This window comes from Ruegeria sp., assembly GCF_028066395.1.
Lineage (GTDB): Bacteria > Pseudomonadota > Alphaproteobacteria > Rhodobacterales > Rhodobacteraceae > Ruegeria.
In genome coordinates this window covers 1-18,543 of record NZ_JALCBM010000041.1, presented here as the reverse complement: position 1 = coordinate 18,543, position 18,543 = coordinate 1, and the positions used below count along the sequence as shown (strand labels likewise).

At 60.3% G+C, this 18,543-nt stretch carries 19 protein-coding genes and 1 pseudogene; 9 read left to right on the top strand and 11 right to left on the bottom strand.

The window, feature by feature from the left end:
- The 5 genes from MPJ51_RS13425 (at position 1) to MPJ51_RS13405 (ending at position 5,409) form a co-directional block, all read left to right on the top strand.
- Complete coding sequence (locus MPJ51_RS13425) at positions 1 to 708, top strand: ATP12 family protein (protein ID WP_298387576.1); 708 nt, start codon at positions 1 to 3, stop codon at positions 706 to 708.
- 205 nt (positions 709 to 913) lie between these two features.
- Positions 914 to 1,933: an amino acid ABC transporter substrate-binding protein gene (locus tag MPJ51_RS13420; RefSeq protein ID WP_298387573.1), complete on the top strand. Its 1,020-nt coding sequence runs from the start codon at positions 914 to 916 to the stop codon at positions 1,931 to 1,933.
- A gap of 125 nt (positions 1,934 to 2,058) precedes the next feature.
- Positions 2,059 to 3,303 carry an ABC transporter permease subunit gene (locus MPJ51_RS13415; protein WP_298387570.1) on the top strand — a complete coding sequence of 415 codons (1,245 nt, stop codon included), beginning with the start codon at positions 2,059 to 2,061 and terminating at the stop codon, positions 3,301 to 3,303.
- Positions 3,304 to 3,306: 3 nt separating this feature from the next.
- Entirely contained in the window at positions 3,307 to 4,605 is a 1,299-nt protein-coding gene (locus MPJ51_RS13410) for an amino acid ABC transporter permease (protein ID WP_298387567.1), read from the top strand.
- 12 nt (positions 4,606 to 4,617) lie between these two features.
- Positions 4,618 to 5,409, top strand: a complete 792-nt coding sequence (locus MPJ51_RS13405) for an amino acid ABC transporter ATP-binding protein (RefSeq protein ID WP_298387564.1) — start codon at positions 4,618 to 4,620, stop codon at positions 5,407 to 5,409.
- Between the two features lie 47 nt (positions 5,410 to 5,456).
- On the opposite strand, the gene MPJ51_RS13400 is transcribed toward MPJ51_RS13405, so the two are convergent.
- From MPJ51_RS13400 to ttcA, 8 genes are all read right to left on the bottom strand, one after another.
- Entirely contained in the window at positions 5,457 to 5,954 is a 498-nt protein-coding gene (locus tag MPJ51_RS13400) for a histidine phosphatase family protein (protein WP_298387561.1), read from the bottom strand.
- Positions 5,951 to 6,628 carry a ferredoxin gene (locus MPJ51_RS13395; protein ID WP_298387559.1) on the bottom strand — a complete coding sequence of 226 codons (678 nt, stop codon included), beginning with the start codon at positions 6,626 to 6,628 and terminating at the stop codon, positions 5,951 to 5,953. The genes MPJ51_RS13400 and MPJ51_RS13395 overlap by 4 nt, the downstream gene beginning before the upstream one ends.
- Positions 6,629 to 6,653: 25 nt before the next feature.
- On the bottom strand, positions 6,654 to 7,517 hold the full coding sequence (gene argB / locus MPJ51_RS13390; protein ID WP_298387556.1) for an acetylglutamate kinase: 864 nt from the start codon (positions 7,515 to 7,517) through the stop codon (positions 6,654 to 6,656).
- A gap of 60 nt (positions 7,518 to 7,577) precedes the next feature.
- The gene (gene yihA / locus MPJ51_RS13385; protein WP_298387552.1) at positions 7,578 to 8,231 is read right to left on the bottom strand and encodes a ribosome biogenesis GTP-binding protein YihA/YsxC; all 654 of its coding nucleotides are present in this window, start codon (positions 8,229 to 8,231) and stop codon (positions 7,578 to 7,580) included.
- Positions 8,228 to 8,965: an MOSC N-terminal beta barrel domain-containing protein gene (locus tag MPJ51_RS13380; protein ID WP_298387549.1), complete on the bottom strand. Its 738-nt coding sequence runs from the start codon at positions 8,963 to 8,965 to the stop codon at positions 8,228 to 8,230. The genes yihA and MPJ51_RS13380 overlap by 4 nt, the downstream gene beginning before the upstream one ends.
- The gene (gene yidC / locus MPJ51_RS13375; protein WP_298387544.1) at positions 8,962 to 10,791 is read right to left on the bottom strand and encodes a membrane protein insertase YidC; all 1,830 of its coding nucleotides are present in this window, start codon (positions 10,789 to 10,791) and stop codon (positions 8,962 to 8,964) included. Before yidC ends, MPJ51_RS13380 begins: the two co-directional genes overlap by 4 nt.
- Before the next feature lie 117 nt (positions 10,792 to 10,908).
- On the bottom strand, positions 10,909 to 12,459 hold the full coding sequence (locus MPJ51_RS13370; protein ID WP_298387540.1) for a GGDEF domain-containing phosphodiesterase: 1,551 nt from the start codon (positions 12,457 to 12,459) through the stop codon (positions 10,909 to 10,911).
- Between the two features lie 72 nt (positions 12,460 to 12,531).
- Positions 12,532 to 13,425, bottom strand: a complete 894-nt coding sequence (gene ttcA / locus MPJ51_RS13365; protein ID WP_298387537.1) for a tRNA 2-thiocytidine(32) synthetase TtcA — start codon at positions 13,423 to 13,425, stop codon at positions 12,532 to 12,534.
- A 115-nt stretch (positions 13,426 to 13,540) separates the two neighbouring features.
- Between ttcA and MPJ51_RS13360 the strand changes: the two genes are divergently transcribed.
- Positions 13,541 to 14,476 carry an alpha/beta fold hydrolase gene (locus MPJ51_RS13360; protein WP_298387535.1) on the top strand — a complete coding sequence of 312 codons (936 nt, stop codon included), beginning with the start codon at positions 13,541 to 13,543 and terminating at the stop codon, positions 14,474 to 14,476.
- A gap of 5 nt (positions 14,477 to 14,481) precedes the next feature.
- Here MPJ51_RS13360 and yidD read toward each other — a convergent pair whose 3' ends face one another.
- The 3 genes from yidD to rpmH are packed head-to-tail and all read right to left on the bottom strand — an operon-like array spanning position 14,482 to position 15,298.
- Positions 14,482 to 14,715 (bottom strand): membrane protein insertion efficiency factor YidD, encoded by a 234-nt coding sequence (gene yidD, locus MPJ51_RS13355; protein ID WP_298387530.1) that lies wholly within the window; start codon positions 14,713 to 14,715, stop codon positions 14,482 to 14,484.
- Positions 14,712 to 15,137: a ribonuclease P protein component gene (rnpA, locus tag MPJ51_RS13350; protein WP_298387527.1), complete on the bottom strand. Its 426-nt coding sequence runs from the start codon at positions 15,135 to 15,137 to the stop codon at positions 14,712 to 14,714. The genes yidD and rnpA overlap by 4 nt, the downstream gene beginning before the upstream one ends.
- Positions 15,138 to 15,163: 26 nt before the next feature.
- The gene (rpmH, locus tag MPJ51_RS13345; RefSeq protein ID WP_005980833.1) at positions 15,164 to 15,298 is read right to left on the bottom strand and encodes a 50S ribosomal protein L34; all 135 of its coding nucleotides are present in this window, start codon (positions 15,296 to 15,298) and stop codon (positions 15,164 to 15,166) included.
- Between the two features lie 268 nt (positions 15,299 to 15,566).
- Here rpmH and MPJ51_RS13340 point away from each other — a divergent pair, with 268 nt between their 5' ends.
- The 3 genes and pseudogenes from MPJ51_RS13340 to MPJ51_RS13330 form a co-directional block, all read left to right on the top strand.
- The gene (locus MPJ51_RS13340) at positions 15,567 to 16,325 is read left to right on the top strand and encodes a TVP38/TMEM64 family protein (RefSeq protein ID WP_298387524.1); all 759 of its coding nucleotides are present in this window, start codon (positions 15,567 to 15,569) and stop codon (positions 16,323 to 16,325) included.
- Between the two features lie 3 nt (positions 16,326 to 16,328).
- Entirely contained in the window at positions 16,329 to 17,747 is a 1,419-nt protein-coding gene (locus MPJ51_RS13335) for an FAD-dependent oxidoreductase (protein WP_298387521.1), read from the top strand.
- Between the two features lie 66 nt (positions 17,748 to 17,813).
- Positions 17,814 to 18,543, top strand: a pseudogene (locus MPJ51_RS13330) (sensor histidine kinase); the annotation flags it as partial.

Sequence of the window (18,543 nt, the reverse complement as noted above, 5' to 3'; positions counted from 1 at the left end):
ATGAGCGAGTGGAAACCGAAACGCTTCTGGACCTCCAGCGCGGTGGTCGAGGGTGAGGGCGGCTATACGGTCGAACTGGATGGCCGTCGGGTCAAGACACCGGCCAAGGCCGCATTGATCCTGCCGACCCACGCCATGGCACAGGCCGTGGCCGAGGAATGGGATGCGCAGGAAAAAGAGGTCGATCCGACCACCATGCCCTTCACCCGTTCGGCCAATGCGGCCATCGACAAGGTGGGCCACCAGCATGCCGAAGTTGCCGATATGCTGGCTGATTATGGCGATTCCGATTTGCTGAGTTATCGCGCCGCGCATCCCGAGGCGTTGCAGCAAAGACAGGCCCAACACTGGGACCCGGCGCTGGATTGGGCCGCCGAGGCACTGGGCGCGCGGCTGTTCGCGGTGGTGGGCGTTCTGCACCAGCCACAGTCCGAGGATGCGATTCAGACCCTGCGCGCCCGCGTCCATGCGCTGAACGATTTTCAACTGGCCGCGTTTCATGATCTTGTCAGCCTGTCCGGCTCGCTGATCCTGGGCTTTGCGGCCGCGCACAACTGGCGCAGTGCCGATGACATCTGGACCCTGTCGCGGCTGGACGAGCTTTGGCAGATCGAACAATGGGGTCACGATGACGAGGCGCATGAGGCGGCCGAGGTCAAGAGGGCCGCCTTTTTGCACGCCAAACGGTTCTTCGACCTCTCGGTTTGAGATTTCTGTGCCGATTTTTCCGGTATGACGCCGGGAACCTTTGCGGTTGACCCATCGTTTTCCCTGATCCAGCCCTTGACGTTTGTTTATGATTGCGCCCAAACTCGGCCCACGAAAGGGGAGACACCTTTTGGGTAACCTTTCCGGCGCGTCAGCGCCGGATCGAACCGTTCCTACAGGGATGGAAAATCAGGAAGAGGTAAAAATGAAAAAATCCGTATTTTTGGGCGCGGCCACGATTGCCGGTCTGGCCGCTGGTGCAGCCGTGGCTGGCACGGTGGACGACGTCAAGGCGCGCGGTACACTGAACTGTGGTGTGACCACCGGTCTGGTCGGCTTTGCGGCGCCTGATGCAAATGGCGAGTGGAAAGGCTTTGACGTTTCGCTGTGCCGTGCTGTGGCAGCTGCCGTTCTGGGTGACGCGAATGCAGTGGAGTTTGTGCCGACCACCGGCAAAACCCGCTTTACCGCGCTGGCCTCGGGCGAGATCGACATGCTGGCCCGGAACACGACCTGGACCTTCAGCCGCGACGTTGACCTGAAGTTCGAATTCACCGGCATTAACTACTATGACGGTCAGGGCTTCCTTGCGCCAAAGGCGCTGGGCGTCAGCTCGGCCAAGGAACTGGACGGCGCGACGGTCTGTGTTCAGACCGGTACCACCACCGAATTGAACCTGGCGGATTTCTTCCGTTCGAACAACATCAGCTACGAACCGGTTCCAGTCGAAACCAACGCCGAAGGTCAGCAGCAGTATCTGGCCGGTGCCTGTGACGTCTACACCACAGACGCATCGGGCCTGGCCGCAACCCGTGCTACTTTCGAAAGCCCGGGTGATCACGTGATCCTGCCTGAAATCATCTCGAAAGAGCCTCTGGGCCCGCTGGTTCGTCATGGTGACCACGAGTGGGGTGATGTTGTCCGCTGGACTCTGAATGCGCTTATTGCGGCTGAAGAGCTGGGTGTAACTTCGGCGAACCTTGAAGACATGTCGGGGAACCCTGAAGCCAATCCCGAGGTCAAGCGGCTGCTCGGCACCGAAGGCACACTGGGCGAGATGCTGGGTCTAGATGCTGATTGGGCGGCTCGTGCAATCGCGGCAGATGGCAACTATGGTGAAATCTTCGCCAAGAATATCGGTGAAGAAACTCCGATTGGCCTTGCACGCGGCCTGAACGGGCAATGGACCGATGGCGGTCTGCTATACGCACCACCGTTCCGCTAATACATCCAATGAGGAGGGCGCGGGGTACCCCGCGCCCTCTTTTTCATTAGAATGCTAGGGATGCTCAAGAGCGGGGAAAACCCCGCCGAGAATGAAGCACCCGAATTGCACGGGGATTCCAAAATATGTCAACTATGACTGACCCACCGAAAGCTGACTTTCGGTTGTCTATGCTCATAAACGACACCCGCTATCGTTCACTGACGTTTCAGGTGATTGCGGCCGTCGCTATTGCGCTTTCTATCTGGTACCTGGGAAACAACCTGATCCAGAACCTCAGGGCCGCGGGCCTGAACATTTCCTATTCGTTTCTGGGTGATCCCGCTGGGTACGATATCAACCAGCGCCTGATCGAATACGACAGCCAGTCCTCGCATGCGCGTGCGGCGATCGTCGGTATTCTCAACACACTGCTGGTGGCGGTACTTGCCTGTATCACGGCCACGTTCTTTGGTGTCTTTGCCGGTGTGCTGCGGCTATCGAACAACTGGCTCGTCTCCAAACTGATGGCGATCTATGTCGAGATCTTCCGGAATATTCCGGTACTGATCTGGATTCTGATCATTTTCTTCATCGTGACAGCCGCCATGCCGGCACCCAGAGCGTATCTGGGCGAGCAAGCCGAGCGTGACCTGGTGTTAGGGCTGTTCGCGTTCACCAATCGCGGAATTTATGTCCCATCACCCTTTTTCACCAACGGGTTTGGTGCAGAAGGCGGCAGCGCTGTGAATTGGCTGGTGGTGATCGCTGTGTTGATCCTGTCGCATTTCGCGACACGGTTTGTGAACAAAAATGCGCAGATCAAGCAAGAGCAAACGGGTAACAGACCGAATACGCTTTTGTTGAACGGGCTAATTTGGCTCGTGCCGCTTGTCGCTGTTTTGTTCATTTTGGGGTTGTCCTGGGATTTTCCTGATCCGCTGGCAAACCGCTTCAATCTTCGAGGAGGCCTACAGATCGGGGCTCCGCTGATCGCTTTGTGGTTTGCGCTGTCGATCTATACCGGTGCGTTCATTGCGGAAAATGTCCGTGCTGGCATTCAGGCGATCAACAAGGGACAGACCGAGGCTGCAGCGGCGCTGGGCTTGCGTCAGGGCCGGATCATGAACCTTGTGATCTTGCCGCAAGCGCTGCGGGTGATCATCCCGCCGTTGATTTCGCAGTACCTGAACATCACCAAGAACTCGTCGCTGGCGATTGCCGTGGGCTATGCGGATATCACAGCCACGCTGGGCGGTATCACCCTGAACCAGACGGGCCGCGCGATTGAATGCGTTCTCTTGATGATGCTGTTCTATCTGACGGCGTCGCTGCTGATCTCGACGGGGATGAATATCTACAACGCATCCGTCAAGTTGAAGGAACGCTGAGCCATGAGTGATCAAACAACCAATTCGATCGCCTTTGTGGCCGACGGAACCATCCCGCCCTCGCCGCCGCCCGCGAACGAGACGGGCGTGGTCAAATGGCTGCGAGACAATCTGTTCTCGAATTTCACAAACGGGCTTCTGACATTTGCGTCGCTGGTCCTGATCTACCTGCTGCTCAAGAACACTTTGCCGTGGTTTTTGAACGGGATTTGGCAGGCGGACTCTCTGGCCCAATGCCGTGAGATTCTGAATGGCAACGTCGGGGCCTGTTTTGCGGTTCTGACCGAACGCTGGCATCAGTTGCTGTATGGGTTCAAATATCCCGGCGACGCCTATTGGCGACCCAATCTGGCGCTGCTGCTGCTGCTGGTTGCTGCTGCGCCGGTGCTGTTCTTTGATCTGCCGCGCAAGCTGCTTCTGTTCACGGTCGTGTATCCGTTCATTGCCTTCTGGCTGATCTGGGGTGGCACCATTCTGGTTCCGCTGGTGGCCTTTCTGGGCTGTGTCGCTGCGGCGGTTGCCTTTCAGAAACTGGGCAAGAACAGCTTTGCAGCAGGGTTCTTTACCGCCATCATCGTGGCTCTGGTCGTCTGGAACGTGGGCGGTGCGCTGATCCCCGAGGGCGCGTCGGACAACGCGTGGCTCTCGGCTGTTCCCAGTCGCGATCTGGGTGGGTTCATGCTGAACATGATGCTGGGTGTGACCTGTGTGTCGCTGTCGGTGCCTTTGGGCATAGCGTTGGCGCTGGGTCGTCAGTCGGACATGCCGCTGATCAAATGGGTCTGCGTCATTTTCATCGAATTCATTCGCGGCGTGCCTTTGATCACGCTGTTGTTCGTGGCTTCGGTGATGCTGTCCTATTTCTTCCCGCCTGAAAGCACGGTCGATCTGTTCCTGCGCGTGGTGATCATGATCACCATGTTCTCGGCTGCCTATATCGCCGAGGTGATCCGGGGCGGTCTGGCCGCCCTGCCACGCGGGCAGTACGAAGCTGCAGACAGTCTGGGTCTGGATTACCCGCAGGCGATGCGTCTGATCATCCTGCCGCAGGCTTTGAAGATCTCGATCCCCGGTATCGTGAACGTGGCCGTTGGCCTGTTCAAGGATACCACACTGGTTTCGGTCATCTCGATGTTCGATCTGGTGGGCATGATCCGGGGCCCCATCCTGGCGTCGACCGAATGGAACGGCGTCTATTGGGAGCTTCTCGGCTTTGCCGCGCTTCTGTTCTTTGTCGTCTGCTACGGCATCTCTCAATATTCACAGTGGCTTGAGCGTCGCCTTGCCACCGACCACCGTTAAGGAGTTCAAGCCATGTCTGAACTTGCCGTAGAACGCGAAATCGACCGTTCCAAGATGCAGGTGAGCGACGAGGTCGCCATCGAAATCAACAACATGAACAAGTGGTACGGGTCCTTCCACGTGCTGCGCGACATCAATCTGACCGTCAATCAGGGCGAAAGGATCGTGATCGCGGGGCCGTCGGGGTCGGGAAAATCCACCCTGATCCGCTGCCTGAACGCGCTGGAGGAACATCAGCAGGGCACGATCGTAGTGGACGGGACGGAACTGTCGAATGACCTCAAAAACATCGACAAGATCCGGTCCGAAGTTGGCATGGTGTTCCAGCACTTCAACCTGTTCCCGCATCTGACCATTCTGGAAAACTGCACGCTGGCCCCGATCTGGGTGCGCAAGACGCCCAAGAAAGAGGCTGAAGAGCGGGCGATGCATTTCCTGGAAAAGGTGAAGATCCCGGATCAGGCGCTGAAATATCCCGGTCAACTTTCGGGCGGTCAGCAGCAGCGTGTGGCGATTGCGCGAAGCCTGTGCATGATGCCGCGGATCATGCTGTTTGATGAACCGACCTCGGCCCTTGATCCGGAAATGATCAAAGAGGTGCTCGACACCATGATCGAACTGGCCGAGGAAGGCATGACCATGCTGTGCGTGACGCATGAGATGGGCTTTGCCCGTCAGGTTGCGAACCGCGTGATCTTTATGGATGCCGGGCAGATCGTGGAGCAGAACGAACCGGAAGAGTTCTTCAACAACCCGAAATCGGAGCGCACCAAACTGTTCCTCAGCCAGATTCTGGGGCACTGAGTCCGACTGCAATCGAAACGAAAGGCGGGGTTTTGCCCCGCCTTTTTCTATTCCAGCAACTCGCGTGGAACGACAAATCCCTGAACAGTGCCGCTGTGCCACCGAATATCTGCCCAGTCGTCAATGTCAAAGCGGATCACAGTTGTTGCGCAGGTGGGATAGTCGTGAAACCGGGCATGGTCCGGCGGGTTTTGCACAATCCGGCTGGCAAATGTGGCGATACCGGGATTGTGGCCCAGCATCAGAACCGCCTGCCCGGTGGCCCCTGAAAGTGCCAACAGCATGTCCTCGGGGTCTGCATGATAAAGGCTGCGGTGAAAGCTGACAGTGTCGGCCTGCAAGCCCATCCGATCCCAGGTCTCGCGCGTTCGGGCTGCGCTTGAACTCAGCACCTCGTCCGGCTGCCAGCCGTTTTGGTGCAGCCACGCCCCGATCGCGGGGGCCGATCTGCGGCCGCGTTTGTTCAAGGGACGGTCATGATCGCCAAGCGCCGGGCTGTCCCAACTGGATTTCGCGTGGCGGGTCAGGATCAGGGTGCGGGTCATGACGGGTGAAACGCGCGCATATGGTGGGCGGATTGTTCCGGATCACGTCCGGCCCCCTTGCTGAGCGGACAGGACAGCCGCGCGAGGCACCCGCCCGTCATGCAGACCTGCCCTTCGGGTGTGCGCAGGTGGCCGTGGCACGCGTCCACGTCATAAAAGCTGTGTGTGTTCAGGGCCCCCACTGGGCAAGCCTGCGCGCAAGGGGCAGGGCAGGTGGAGCAGGGTGAGGGGGCGGTTGCCTCGGGGATCGAGAATTCCTGTGCAAAGTGCAACGCGCCGCGGAATGAGATCAGCATACCCACGGTGTCATGCACTAGCGCCCCCACGGGGCTGCTGAAGGTGCGCCCGGATTTCAGCGCCCAGTCGATAAAGGGCGTATAGGGCGGGCCACCAAAGGGGAAATACGCATCCGCCCCCAGATCCAGCGCCATCTGGATGATCACGCGAGAGGACCAGCGATCAACCGGGTCGTCCCCCTCCCATTCCGGCGAGGATTTCAACACCGGCCAGAAGTCTGGCCCTGCCCCTAGCAGGATCAGGGTGCCGCTGTCCAGTTGCTTGGTGTGCGTCAGGCGCGGATGCAGCGCGCCCATGAGGATCAGCCCCGCCGCCTGCGCGGCCTGATCTGCGCGGGCATAGGACATGGCGGGGGTGGTTCCGGTATTGTGTGCCATGTGCCCCCCCTTTGGCATGTGCCCCCTAGTCGGGCCGGATCAGTGAACCCGCGCCGTGTTCGGTAAACAACTCCAACAGTACGGCATTGGGCGCGCGGCCATCCAGAATGACCACCGCCCGCACACCGCTGTGCAGCGCATCCAGCGCGGTTTCCGTCTTGGGGATCATGCCGCCCGCAATCGTGCCGTCCATCGTCATTTCACGGATTTGACCGGCCTTCAGCTCGGTCACGACCTCTCCGCCTGCGTTCTTCACGCCCGAGACATCCGTCAACAGCAGCAGCCGGTCGGCCTTAAGCGCCGATGCGATAGCCCCGGCAGCGGTGTCGCCATTGATGTTGAACGTCTCACCATTCTTGCCTGCGCCCAGCGGCGCGATCACGGGGATCACGTCATGCGAGAACAAGTCGTGCAGAATCGCCGGGTTCATCTCGGACGGAGAGCCGACAAACCCAAGGGACGGATCGGCCTGATCGCAGTGGATCAAATTGGCATCCTTGCCCGACAGGCCCACGGCTGAACCACCCTGACCGTTGATCGCCTGAACGATGCGTTTGTTGACGAGGCCGGACAGAACCATCTCGACCACTTCAACGGTGGCCTTGTCGGTTACGCGCTTGCCGTTCACAAACTCGGACTGGATATCCAGCTTGTCCAGCATCGCGTTGATCATCGGGCCACCGCCATGCACGACCACCGGGTTCACCCCGACCTGCCGCATCAGCACGACGTCTCGGGCAAAGCTTTCCATCGCTTCGTCACTGCCCATGGCGTGGCCGCCCAGCTTGATGACGACAATCGCACCATCATAGCGTTGCAGATAGGGCAAGGCGCTGTTCAGTGTGGCGGCGGTGGCAATCCAGTCCCGGTTCATGTCTCGTGTCTTCATGGCTAAGGTCCTTCTGGCCTTCCCTGTTAGGACCTTTGCACGGCCCTGCCAAGGCCCAAGCTATTCCAGATGCGCGATGATCGAGCGCAGGGTCGCGATCCCATCCCCCTTCTCGGACGAGGTCAGCACGATCTCGGGGAAGGCCGCCGGGTGTTTCGACAGCGCGCCGCGTACTTGCTTCAGCACCTTTTCGCGGTCATTGGCCTTGACCTTATCGGCCTTGGTCAGGACGCATTGAAAGGTCACGGCGCTGGTATCCAGCAGTTTCATGATCTCGGCATCGACCGGTTTCACCCCATGGCGCGCATCGATCAGCACAAAGGCCCGGCGCAGGGTCTGTCGCCCGCTGAGGTATTGTTTCAACAACCTTTGCCACTTTTCCACCACCTTCAGCGGCGCATTGGCGTAGCCATAGCCGGGCAGGTCGACCAGATACAGCTCAGGCCCTTGGGTGAAAAAGTTGATCTCTTGCGTGCGACCCGGCGTGTTCGAGGCGCGTGCCAGACCCTTGGTGCCGGTCAGCGCATTGATCAGGCTGGACTTGCCCACATTCGAGCGACCCGCAAAGCAGACCTCCAGCCGGTCGGGGGCGGGCAGGCCGTTCATGGCAACGACGCCTTTGACAAACTCGGACGGTCCGGCAAACAGCTTGCGGCCCTGTTCGGCGGCGAAGTCGTCGGGTGCATCAGCCAGAGGGAAGGGCAGGGTGGTCATAGCAGTTCAACCGTATCGCCCAGACGGATGGAGCCGCCCTGAATGACCTCGGCATAGACACCGAAATCCTGATGACCCCAACTGCTGAGCGCGCCCAGAGTGTCTGCGTCCCGCTCTCCGGTTTCGGGATTGGCGGTGGTGGCCAGACAGCGGGTGATGCGTTCGCGGACGTGGAACACAGCCTCTCCGATCCGGACATCGCGACCCAGCCAATCGAATTCCTGCCATGCGGGCAGCCCGTCGAGCCAGATATTGCCGCGCCAGCGGGCGATGGACAGATCATGTCCCAGTTTTTCTTCGACCGCGCGATGCGAGGCTGTGTTGAACAGGCTGATCGAGGGGAAATCGCTGTCGGTCATGCCGCGCCCCGGCACGCGCATGATCCGGGCCGAGGCTGCGCGATCTGCGGGCATCAGCGGTTTGACCCAGTCCAGAAACGCCTGCTGCTCGGTATCCGGGGCAAAGCTGATATCGGGCTGGTTCGGATGGCTCAGGGTGACCCGGTCGCCCTGCAATTGCGCCGAGATCGCCATCAGCTGTGGCGCTTTGGCCGTGCGGCTGAAATTGGTGCAAGGAACCCATTCAGAGCCGTCCGCCTTGGATGCCTCATGCGCAACCGCCCAAACGCGATCCCCGGGCATGGTCTGCCCGGGGGTCACTATGACATTCTCCAAAGCCTCGCGGCCATGGCTTTTGATCGGGTGCCGCCAGAGGCTGCTGACAGCGCCGGTCATTTGCCGTCCGTCTTTGGCGTCCGCTTGAAGCTGGACTTGATGTTGCCGAACACATCGGGCGTGTAGCCTTGACTGCGCATGATCAGATATTGCTGCGTGAAGGTGATCGTGTTGTTCGCGATCCAGTAAACCACCAGCCCGCTGGCAAAGCTGCCCAGCATGAACATGAATACCCATGGCATCCAGGCAAAGATCATCGCCTGCGTTGGATCAGTGGGTGCCGGGTTCAGTTTCTGCTGCAGCCACATCGAGATGCCCAGCAACAGCGGCAGGATGCCCAGGAAGATCAGCGCCATGAAGGTTTCAGGTTGCGGTCCGGCCCAGGGCAGCAGGCCAAACAGGTTCATGATCGAGGTCGGGTCCGGCGCGCTCAGGTCGCGGAACGGGCCGAACCATGGGGCCTGACGCAGTTCGATGGTGACGAAAATCACCTTATAGAGCGAGAAGAAGATCGGGATCTGCATCAGGATCGGCAAACAGCCCGCGGCGGGGTTCACCTTTTCCTTCTTGTACAGTTCCATCATGCCCTGCTGCATCTTCTGGCGGTCGTCGCCAGCGGCCTCTTTCAGGGCCTCCATCTGCGGCTGCAATTCCTTCATCTTCGCCATCGAGACGTAGGATTTGAAGGCCAGCGGGAACAGGATCGCCTTGATGATCAGCGTCAGGCCGATGATCGACCAGCCCATATTGCCGATCAGCGCGTTGATATTGTGCAGCAGCCAGAAGATCGGCTTGGTCAGGAAGAAGAACCAGCCCCAGTCGATGCTGTCGATGAATTTCTGCACGCCGTCCGCCTGATACTCGCGGATGGCTTCCCATTCCTTGGCGCCGGCGAACAGGCGGGTTGTGACCTCGGCCGTTTCACCGGGCGCGACAGTGAGGGTCGGCAGAACGGTTTCGGTCTGGTAAATCTTGCGGCGGGCGTCGTATTTGGCGGCAGCCTTGAAAGCGGAGCCGGGGTCCGGGATCAGGGTCGTCATCCAGTAGTGATCGGTAAAGCCGATCCAGCCGTTTTCCTTGACCTGATAGACCTCGGCCTGCGCGCGTTCGTTGGGGTCGATGTCGAAGTCGCGGACATCACCATAATCGACCTCGGACAGGGTGCCGTCGGCCATGCCGATCACGCCTTCATGCAGGATGAAGAAGTTCTTCAGCTCGGGCAGGTCGCCATCTTCTCCGATACCATGACGGGCCAGAATGCCGTAAGGGGCCATGCCGACCTCGGCTGCGGTGGTGTTTTCAACCGACTGGCTTACGGTGAACATATAGTTTTCGTCTACCGAGATCGTGCGGCGGAAGGTCAGGCCATTGCCATTGTCCCAGGCCAGCGTGACCGGGCTGTCTACGCCCAGCGTCTCACCCTGATCCAGGGTCCACAGCGTGTTGGGCCCCGGCACATCCGCGCCGGAAACTCCGGCGCCGGGTGCCCAGCCGTAGATCGCGTAATAGGCGGATTCCGACCCGACCGGAGACAGCAGTTCAACAATCGGGGCGTCTTCGGCAAGCGAGACCTTGTAGTCTTTCAGAAACAGCTCATCAATGCGGCCACCGGACAGGGACAGGCTGCCCGACAGGCGCGGTGTGTCGATCTGCACGCGGGGGGCTTCGGCTTCGGGCAGGGTTTCCTCGGGGGCAGCGGTCGCCTCACCCACGGTGCCGGTCCCCGCTGCGCTGGGGGTCTGCACCCCATCCGTCTCGACAGCAGCGATTTCAGCCTGCTCGGGCGTCACAGTCTGTTCCGGAGGGGGGAACAGGACGAACCAGACCAGGATCACCAGAAAGCTGAGCACGGTTGCGAGGATGAGATTCTTGTTCTGATCGTCCATCTGGGACAGCCACCTTGAGCATTGAAACACACCCGGTGGGTTCAACAGAGTGCAGCCCCAAAGGTCAAGTGGAATCGCCCCTCGAATCCGTCCGACGCGGCGATCTGCGGCGTGAACTTACGTTTTCCGCCCCATTTGACGCCGGATTTCCGGAATGCCCTTGGCCTTGGTGCGGTAGGCAGTGATCCAGTCCAGCGTTTTCTCGAACGGCATCGGTCTGCCGATCCCGAAACCCTGCACATGATCGCTGCCCAGTTGCGCCATAAGGGCGTGCTCGCCAGGCGTTTCCACACCTTCGGCCAGAGTTTCGATGTTCAGACGCTCCGCCATGGTCAGAATGGCGCTTACAAGCTGCTGCTGACTGGGGTCCTGATCCGCCTTGGTGACAAAGGTCCGGTCGATCTTGATGCGTGAGACGTCGAACCGTTTGATCGAGGCAATCGAGGCATGGCCGGTGCCGAAATCATCCAGATCGATGAAACATCCCATCGCCGCCATCCCGGCCACGTTCCGGGTGATGACATCGTCAGGCCGTCGCGAAAACACGGTTTCCAGAATCTCGACCGCAAGCCTGTCGGGCGTCAGGTCGCACTGGTCCAACTCCCATTTCAGGCGGTCGATCAGGCTGGGGTCGCGCAATTCATCGGAGGAGAAATTCACGCCCACCCGAGGCACAACAATCCCGGCGCGGTCCCAGGCGTTCAGAGCCTTGAATGCGTTGTGGCGCATGACCTGGCCCAAACGTTCCATCAACTCGGCCTGTTCTGCGAAGGGTAAAAAGACCTGCGGACCCATGATGCCCTTTGTCGGATGCTCCCACCGGGCGAGCGCCTCAAACCCCGTAATGTCGCCGGTATCGGTTGAGACCTGTGGCTGGAACCAGGGGCAAATCTCGCCATTGTCCAGCGCCGCTTCGAATTCACGGCGCAGATTGGCGCGGACCAGAGACCGACGACGGGTTTCGCTGGAATAGGCGCGGATGGTTGACGGGCCATTGCGCTGCGCCTCGGTCAACGCGGCGGTGGCGGCTTCGATCCAGTCCTCTACCCCACCTTCGGGCAGGTTGGACAGCAGGCAGAACCCAACGGAACAGGACATGTAGACGCCGGTGCCGTTCAGAAGAACAGGCTCTTCAATTGCGGCCTGAATTCGGCCGGACATCTGAATGCAAGCCTCAAGATCAAGATGTGGGGACGCACGCAGGCCGATCAGAAAACGGTTGGCGGTCAGTTGCGTGAACACGTCATGGCTGCGGATCACCGACAGCAGGCGATCACCGAACTGCATCGAGACATGATCCGCTGCCGCCTGCCCATGCAGGTCCAGAATCCCGGCATAATCATCCAGTGCGATGGCGATGCAAACGGCGTTGTCACCGGCATCATGCGCGGTGTCATGGATATCCTGCAGCTCCACCCGGAAAACATCCCTTGCAACCGCCCCGCTGGGACGGCCCCCGGCATCGGCCAGAATATGGGTTTTGCTGCCCAGCACACCCGCCATCGCAAATACCACCGGCAACCCCAGCGCCGTACTGACCAACGCCATCTCTCCGCCCAGCCAGAACGCGGCAAGACACAGCGCAGGCATAAAGGCCAGCGCCTGAGGGCCGTTCACGGCAGATTGCAGGGTCTTGCGAATTCGTTCAACGGACGAGGGTTTGGGCATCGGTTTCAACGGCCTTCGGCTGGGGCATGGATCGCACAGGCCCGACCGTAGGAAACCATTCTGAGTCAGACGTTAACGCAGCACGGGAATTTCGTCCGAATTTTCGTCTTTTTGAATCGTCTCGATGGAAAGCCCGGCGAAATCGAACAGTTTCGGGTCCAGCAGATGCGAGGGCCGGGCGTTGGTCAGCGCCCGGAACATCACCTGCCGTCGCCCGGGTGAGTTCTTTTCCCACTGATCGAGGATCTGCTTGACTTGCTGGCGTTGCAGACCGTCCTGACTGCCGCACAGATCGCAGGGAATGATCGGGTAGTTCATGGCCTTGGCGAACTTCTCGCAATCAGCCTCGGCCACATGGGCGAGGGGGCGGTAGACGAACAGGTCGCCCTCTTCATTCACCAGCTTCGGTGGCATGGTGGCCAGACGCCCGCCGTGGAAGAGGTTCATGAAGAACGTCTCAAGAATATCGTCGCGGTGATGGCCCAGAACGACGGCGGAACAGCCTTCTTCCCGGGCGATGCGGTAAAGGTTGCCGCGACGCAGGCGTGAACACAGGGCGCAATAGGTGCGGCCCTGCGGGACCTTGTCCATCACGACGGAATAGGTGTCCTGATATTCGATGCGATGGGGCACATCCATCCGGTCCAGAAACTCGGGCAGGACCGTGGCGGGAAAGCCCGGCTGACCCTGATCCAGATTGCACGCCAGCAGATCGACGGGCAGCAGGCCGCGCCATTTCAGCTCATACAGAACCGCCAGCAGGGTATAGCTGTCCTTGCCGCCCGACAGGCAGACCAGCCAACGCGGTGGCTTGGCATCCTTGTCATGGGCACCTGCGTCCACCATCCCGTACTGCTCAATCGCCTCGCGCGTCTGGCGCACGATGCGTTTGCGCAGCTTCTTGAACTCGGTGGTCGATGGCGCACCGGCGAACAGGGGGTGGATATCGTCTGCTTCATCAAACATGGGCCGTGGTTACAGCGGACCGCGCGTCCGGGCAAGGTGTGACGGCCCGACCCGGGCCGGTTTGGGGCAGATCGCTGGGTATGGTATGCTGCGCGTATTTTCAAAGGAGCATATTATGGACTATTTCTTTTCTGTCCGCGCGCGCAGTGGCGATCATTATTCGAACAAACTGGGCGCGGCGCGATATCTGGCGATTCCCGACAATGTTCAGCAACCCGCGCGGCAGCATGAAATCCGTGTCTCGGATTGGGTGGATCGCGTGCAGAATGAAGCGGGTGCGACCGAGGATGAAAAGGGGCATATCGTCGTCTTTGTACATGGCTTTAACACCGAGCAATACGAGATGCTGGAGCGGCACCGGAAGATTCGCGCCGGACTTGAGGCGCATGGGTTCAACGGTGTGGTCATCAGCTTCGACTGGCCCAGCGACGGGTCGGTTCTGGGCTACAGTTCGGACCGGGCCGATGCGCGGCGGTCGGCGGACAAGCTGTTCAGCCACGGGATCACGCGGCTGTCGCGCATGCAGACGCCGGATTGTCAGTACAACATTCACGTTCTGGCCCATTCCATGGGCACGTTTCTGGTGCGCGAGGCGATGGATTACGCCGATGACGACCACGCAACCGCGCAGCACAGCTGGACCACCAGTCAGGTCGCCTTTGTCGCGGCGGATATTTCGGCGAAATCCTTCCGCACCGGCAGCCCGAAAACCTCATCCCTGATCCGCCGTTGCACCCGGCTGACCTGCTACTACAGCCCCTTTGACGAGGTCCTTTCGATCTCGGAAGTCAAGCGTGTGGGCGTATCGCGCCGATTGGGGCGGGTCGGGATGCCGCAGGACCGCCCGGAAAAGGTGGTGAACCTGTATTGCGGAGAGTTCTTCAAGAAGACCCGCGATGATTATCCCGATGGGAAATCTGCCTCGCACAGCTGGTATTTCGATGCGCCACGGTTTTACGAGGATTTGCATCACACGCTTATGGGCAAGCTGGATCGCGAGGTGATCCCGACGCGGGGGCGCTCGACCCAGGGCAATCTGGCGCTGTTCTAACCGGTTCAGTCTTTGGGCTTGTCCGGCACCGGGTCATAGCCATCGCCGCCCCAGGGGTGGCAGCGCCCGATGCGGCGGGCGGCCAGCCAGGCGCCTTTGAGTGCACCGTGTTTTTCCAGCGCCTCCAGCGCATAGGCGGAACAGGTCGGCTGATAGCGGCAGTTGAACCCGACCCAGGGGCTGAAGATCAGTCGATAGGCCCGGACGGGCAGGGCGAGGATATGCGCCAGCAGTGTCACTTGCCCTGACCATGCAGCTTGCGCAGGGCATAGCGCAGATCGTCTTTCAACGCCTCGAAAGGGCGTTCGGCGGTGACTTGGGCACGCCCGATCAGGACGTAATCCCAGCCTGCACGACCTTCGGTGGCAAGAACGGTCCGCGCGGCCTCACGCAGGCGGCGTTTGGCGCGGTTGCGGGCGACGGCATTGCCAACCTTCTTGGAGCAGGTGAAGCCAACGCGAATGCCGTCCGCCTCGTCCGGCGCGCGCTTGCGGGCCTGCACCATCATCGAGGATGTCCCCTGACGCCGCGCACGGGCGGCCTTCAGGAATTCGGACCGGTTTTTCAGAACGGTCAAAATGTCAGATGCGCAAACAGACGCCGCCGGGGGCGTAACCCGGGGTTGGTGTTTACCATCCTCAGGGGCCTCCGGCGGCGTCATGTTCATAACCTGATCGGTGGGCGGTTTTACGCGCTCAGCGATTTGCGGCCGCGGGCGCGGCGTGCGTTCAGGATTTTGCGGCCGGCTTTGGTAGCCATGCGCGCGCGGAAACCGTGGCGGCGTTTGCGAACCAGGTTCGAAGGCTGATAGGTGCGTTTCATCGCTCCGTCTCCAATCTTTGGCGGTCGGGTGCAGCGCGGATTCGCCTGCCCGTGGTGTTCGAAGCCCGTCCTCTACTGCCAAGCGGGGGCTAAGTCAAACCCTGTGGACCGGGTTTTTACGCCTTTTGCAACAATTCTGCTATCCGCCCTTACAAAAGATTTCAAAATCCCGGTTTGATGCCACAAACCCTCACATTCGCTGCCATAATCTTCAAGGCCCTGTGAAGTCCCTGTTGCCGGGTCACCGCAACGCGCATGTTGGGGCGGAATGGACGAACAAAAACCGGAAAGCCAGATGAGCGAAATGTCTCAGACGCCGCGCAGAGGGGTGGCGCGCCATATTCCATTGCTTGTGATTCTGGCCGTTGCCGCGGTCGGGTTCTTTGCGCTGGGCGACTACCTGACCTTCGAGACCCTGCGTGACAACCGCGAGTCGCTGCTGGCCTGGCGTGACAGCAATTACTGGACCATGGCGCTGGCCTTTGTAGCGATCTACATCGTGATCGTTGCCTTCTCACTGCCCGGCGCGGCGGTGGCGTCGATGACCGGCGGGTTCCTTTTTGGCCTTTTCGCAGGTACGGTGTTCAACGTCGTAGCCGCCACCATCGGGGCCTCTGCCATCTTTCTGGCGGCCCGCTGGGGGTTGGGAGAATCCCTGACCGCGAAACTGGAATCGTCCGAAGGCACGGTCAAAAAGCTGAAAGACGGCCTGCGCGAGAATGAGATTTCGGTTCTGTTCCTGCTGCGTCTTGTGCCGGTGGTGCCCTTCTTTGTGGCCAATCTCGTGCCTGCGCTGGTGGGGGTCAAATTCCGCAATTTCCTGATCACCACCGCGCTGGGCATCATCCCCGGCGGCATCGTCTATACCTGGATCGGTGTCGGGCTGGGTGGCGTGTTCGACCGGGGCGAGACGCCGGATGTGTCCCTGTTGTGGGAGCCATTCGTGATCGGCCCGATTCTGGGCTTGTGTGTTCTGGCGGCCTTGCCGATCCTCATCAAATCCTTGCGCGGCCAAAGGGGCAATTAACCGATGCAGCAGTTGAAGACCGATATCCTTGTGATCGGGGCAGGGTCGGGCGGATTGTCCGTCGCTGCAGGGGCCAGTCAGATGGGCGCGGATGTGATCCTGCTGGAAGGTCATAAAATGGGCGGCGATTGCCTGAATTTCGGCTGTGTCCCGTCCAAGGCGCTGATCGCCAGTGGCAAGGCGGCTTACGGGCAATCCCATGCCTCGGCCTTTGGCGTGGCCGATGTGCAGGCGCAGGTGGACTATGCTGCCGCCAAGGATCACGTTCACGACGTGATCGCCCAGATCGAACCGATGGACAGTCAAGAAAGGTTCGAGGGCTTCGGCGTCAAGGTCATCCGGGAATACGGGTCCTTCGTGTCGCCCACGCAGGTACAGGCCGGAGATCACATGATCACCGCGCGCCGGGTGGTTGTGGCGACCGGCTCGTCGCCTCTGGTTCCGCCGATCCCGGGGCTGGATCAGGTGCCCTATGACACCAACGAGACCATCTTTGACCTGCGCGACAAGCCCGAGCACCTGCTGATCATCGGCGGTGGCCCGATTGGGATGGAGATGGCGCAGGCCCATATCCGGCTCGGCTGTCAGGTGACCGTGATCGAGGGCATGAAGGCGCTGGGCAAGGACGACCCAGAGGCGGCCGGGATCGTGCTGGACAGCCTGCGCGCCGAAGGTGTCACCATCCACGAAGACGCCATGGTGGCCCAGATCCGGGGTGAGGCCGGGGCCATCGATGTGGTGACCGAGAACGGCCAGATCTTTTCGGGCACTCATCTGTTGCTGGCGGTCGGGCGGAAAGCCAATATCGACCGCCTGAACCTTGAGGCCGCAGGGATCGACCGCACCCGCACCGGGATCAAGACCGATGAAAGCCTGCGCACCTCGAATCGTCGTGTCTATGCGATTGGCGATGTCGCGGGCGGACTGCAATTCACCCATGTGGCCGGGTATCAGGCCGGGATCATCATCCGCTCGGCGCTTTTTGGCCTGCCGTCCAAAGCCAAGACATCGCATATCCCATGGGCGACCTATACCGACCCGGAACTGGCGCAGGTCGGCCTGACCGAGGCGCAGGCGCGTGAGCTGCACGGCGACAGGATGGAGATCGCCCGCTTTGATTATCACCACAATGACCGCGCTATATCGGAACGGAAAACGAAAGGCTTCATTAAGGTCATGGTCGTAAAAGGCCGACCCGTGGGGGCCACAATCGTAGGTCATCAGGCGGGCGAATTGATCAACTTGTGGTCGCTGGCATTGGCCAATAATCTGAAAATGGGTCAGATCGCCGCGATGGTCTCACCCTATCCGACGATCGGAGAGCTTAACAAACGTGTGGCGGGGGCCTATTTCTCGCCAAGGCTGTTTGAGAATCAGACGGTTAAACGAGTGGTCAGGTTTGTCCAACGCTGGATACCCTGACCGGGAAAGGAGCGCCATTTGAACTCGCTGTCCGGCCGGTTCCTGATCCTGACAACGGTCTTCGTGATGTTGGCCGAGATCCTGATCTTTGTGCCCTCGATCGCGCGGTTCCGCGAGGATTTCCTGCTGAACCGTCTGGAACGCGCCCAGATCGCCTCGCTGGCGCTGCTGGCCGATGACATGCTGGCGGATGAGCTTGAGGCCGAGTTGCTGGTCAATGCAGGCGTCTACAACGTGGTGCTGCGACGGGACGAGGTGCGGCAGCTGATGCTGTCCTCGCCCATCCCCGAGCAGATCACCAAGACCTACGATTTGCGCGATGCCGGTGCGTGGGTGCTGATACGCGACGCCACCAAACGCCTGTTCACACCTGAAAACGAGGTCATCCGAGTGATCGGCGCCCCGGTGAAAGATGCCGGGCTGCTGATCGAAGTAACCATGGACAGCGATCCCCTGCGCATGGCGATGACCGATTACGGGTTGCGTATTCTGGGTCTGTCCTTCGTGATCTCAATCATCACGGCCTCATTCCTGTTTCTCGCGGTGCGCGTGGTGCTGGTGCGTCCGATCAAGGGCGTTGTCGGCTATATGCAGCGCTACGCCACCGCGCCCGAGGACGCGCGGGGCATTATCTCACCCAATTCCAAGATCACCGAGCTGCGCGAGGCCGAAGAGGCCCTGCAAACGCTGCAAACCGATCTGACGCAAGCCCTGAAACAGCGCGAACGGCTGGCTCAACTGGGCGGCGCGGTCGCCAAGGTCAGCCATGATCTGCGCAACATCCTGACCTCGGCGC

What these genes read in the sequence shown, in the direction of transcription:
- MPJ51_RS13425 (WP_298387576.1), top strand. Translation starts at nt 1, where the DNA reads ATGAGCGAGTGGAAACCGAAACGCTTCTGGACCTCCAGCGCGGTGGTC.
- MPJ51_RS13420 (WP_298387573.1), top strand. Translation starts at nt 914, where the DNA reads ATGAAAAAATCCGTATTTTTGGGCGCGGCCACGATTGCCGGTCTGGCC.
- MPJ51_RS13415 (WP_298387570.1), top strand. Translation starts at nt 2,059, where the DNA reads ATGTCAACTATGACTGACCCACCGAAAGCTGACTTTCGGTTGTCTATG.
- MPJ51_RS13410 (WP_298387567.1), top strand. Translation starts at nt 3,307, where the DNA reads ATGAGTGATCAAACAACCAATTCGATCGCCTTTGTGGCCGACGGAACC.
- MPJ51_RS13405 (WP_298387564.1), top strand. Translation starts at nt 4,618, where the DNA reads ATGTCTGAACTTGCCGTAGAACGCGAAATCGACCGTTCCAAGATGCAG.
- MPJ51_RS13400 (WP_298387561.1), bottom strand. Translation starts at nt 5,954, where the DNA reads ATGACCCGCACCCTGATCCTGACCCGCCACGCGAAATCCAGTTGGGAC.
- MPJ51_RS13395 (WP_298387559.1), bottom strand. Translation starts at nt 6,628, where the DNA reads ATGGCACACAATACCGGAACCACCCCCGCCATGTCCTATGCCCGCGCA.
- argB (WP_298387556.1), bottom strand. Translation starts at nt 7,517, where the DNA reads ATGAAGACACGAGACATGAACCGGGACTGGATTGCCACCGCCGCCACA.
- yihA (WP_298387552.1), bottom strand. Translation starts at nt 8,231, where the DNA reads ATGACCACCCTGCCCTTCCCTCTGGCTGATGCACCCGACGACTTCGCC.
- MPJ51_RS13380 (WP_298387549.1), bottom strand. Translation starts at nt 8,965, where the DNA reads ATGACCGGCGCTGTCAGCAGCCTCTGGCGGCACCCGATCAAAAGCCAT.
- yidC (WP_298387544.1), bottom strand. Translation starts at nt 10,791, where the DNA reads ATGGACGATCAGAACAAGAATCTCATCCTCGCAACCGTGCTCAGCTTT.
- MPJ51_RS13370 (WP_298387540.1), bottom strand. Translation starts at nt 12,459, where the DNA reads ATGCCCAAACCCTCGTCCGTTGAACGAATTCGCAAGACCCTGCAATCT.
- ttcA (WP_298387537.1), bottom strand. Translation starts at nt 13,425, where the DNA reads ATGTTTGATGAAGCAGACGATATCCACCCCCTGTTCGCCGGTGCGCCA.
- MPJ51_RS13360 (WP_298387535.1), top strand. Translation starts at nt 13,541, where the DNA reads ATGGACTATTTCTTTTCTGTCCGCGCGCGCAGTGGCGATCATTATTCG.
- rnpA (WP_298387527.1), bottom strand. Translation starts at nt 15,137, where the DNA reads ATGACGCCGCCGGAGGCCCCTGAGGATGGTAAACACCAACCCCGGGTT.
- rpmH (WP_005980833.1), bottom strand. Translation starts at nt 15,298, where the DNA reads ATGAAACGCACCTATCAGCCTTCGAACCTGGTTCGCAAACGCCGCCAC.
- MPJ51_RS13340 (WP_298387524.1), top strand. Translation starts at nt 15,567, where the DNA reads ATGGACGAACAAAAACCGGAAAGCCAGATGAGCGAAATGTCTCAGACG.
- MPJ51_RS13335 (WP_298387521.1), top strand. Translation starts at nt 16,329, where the DNA reads ATGCAGCAGTTGAAGACCGATATCCTTGTGATCGGGGCAGGGTCGGGC.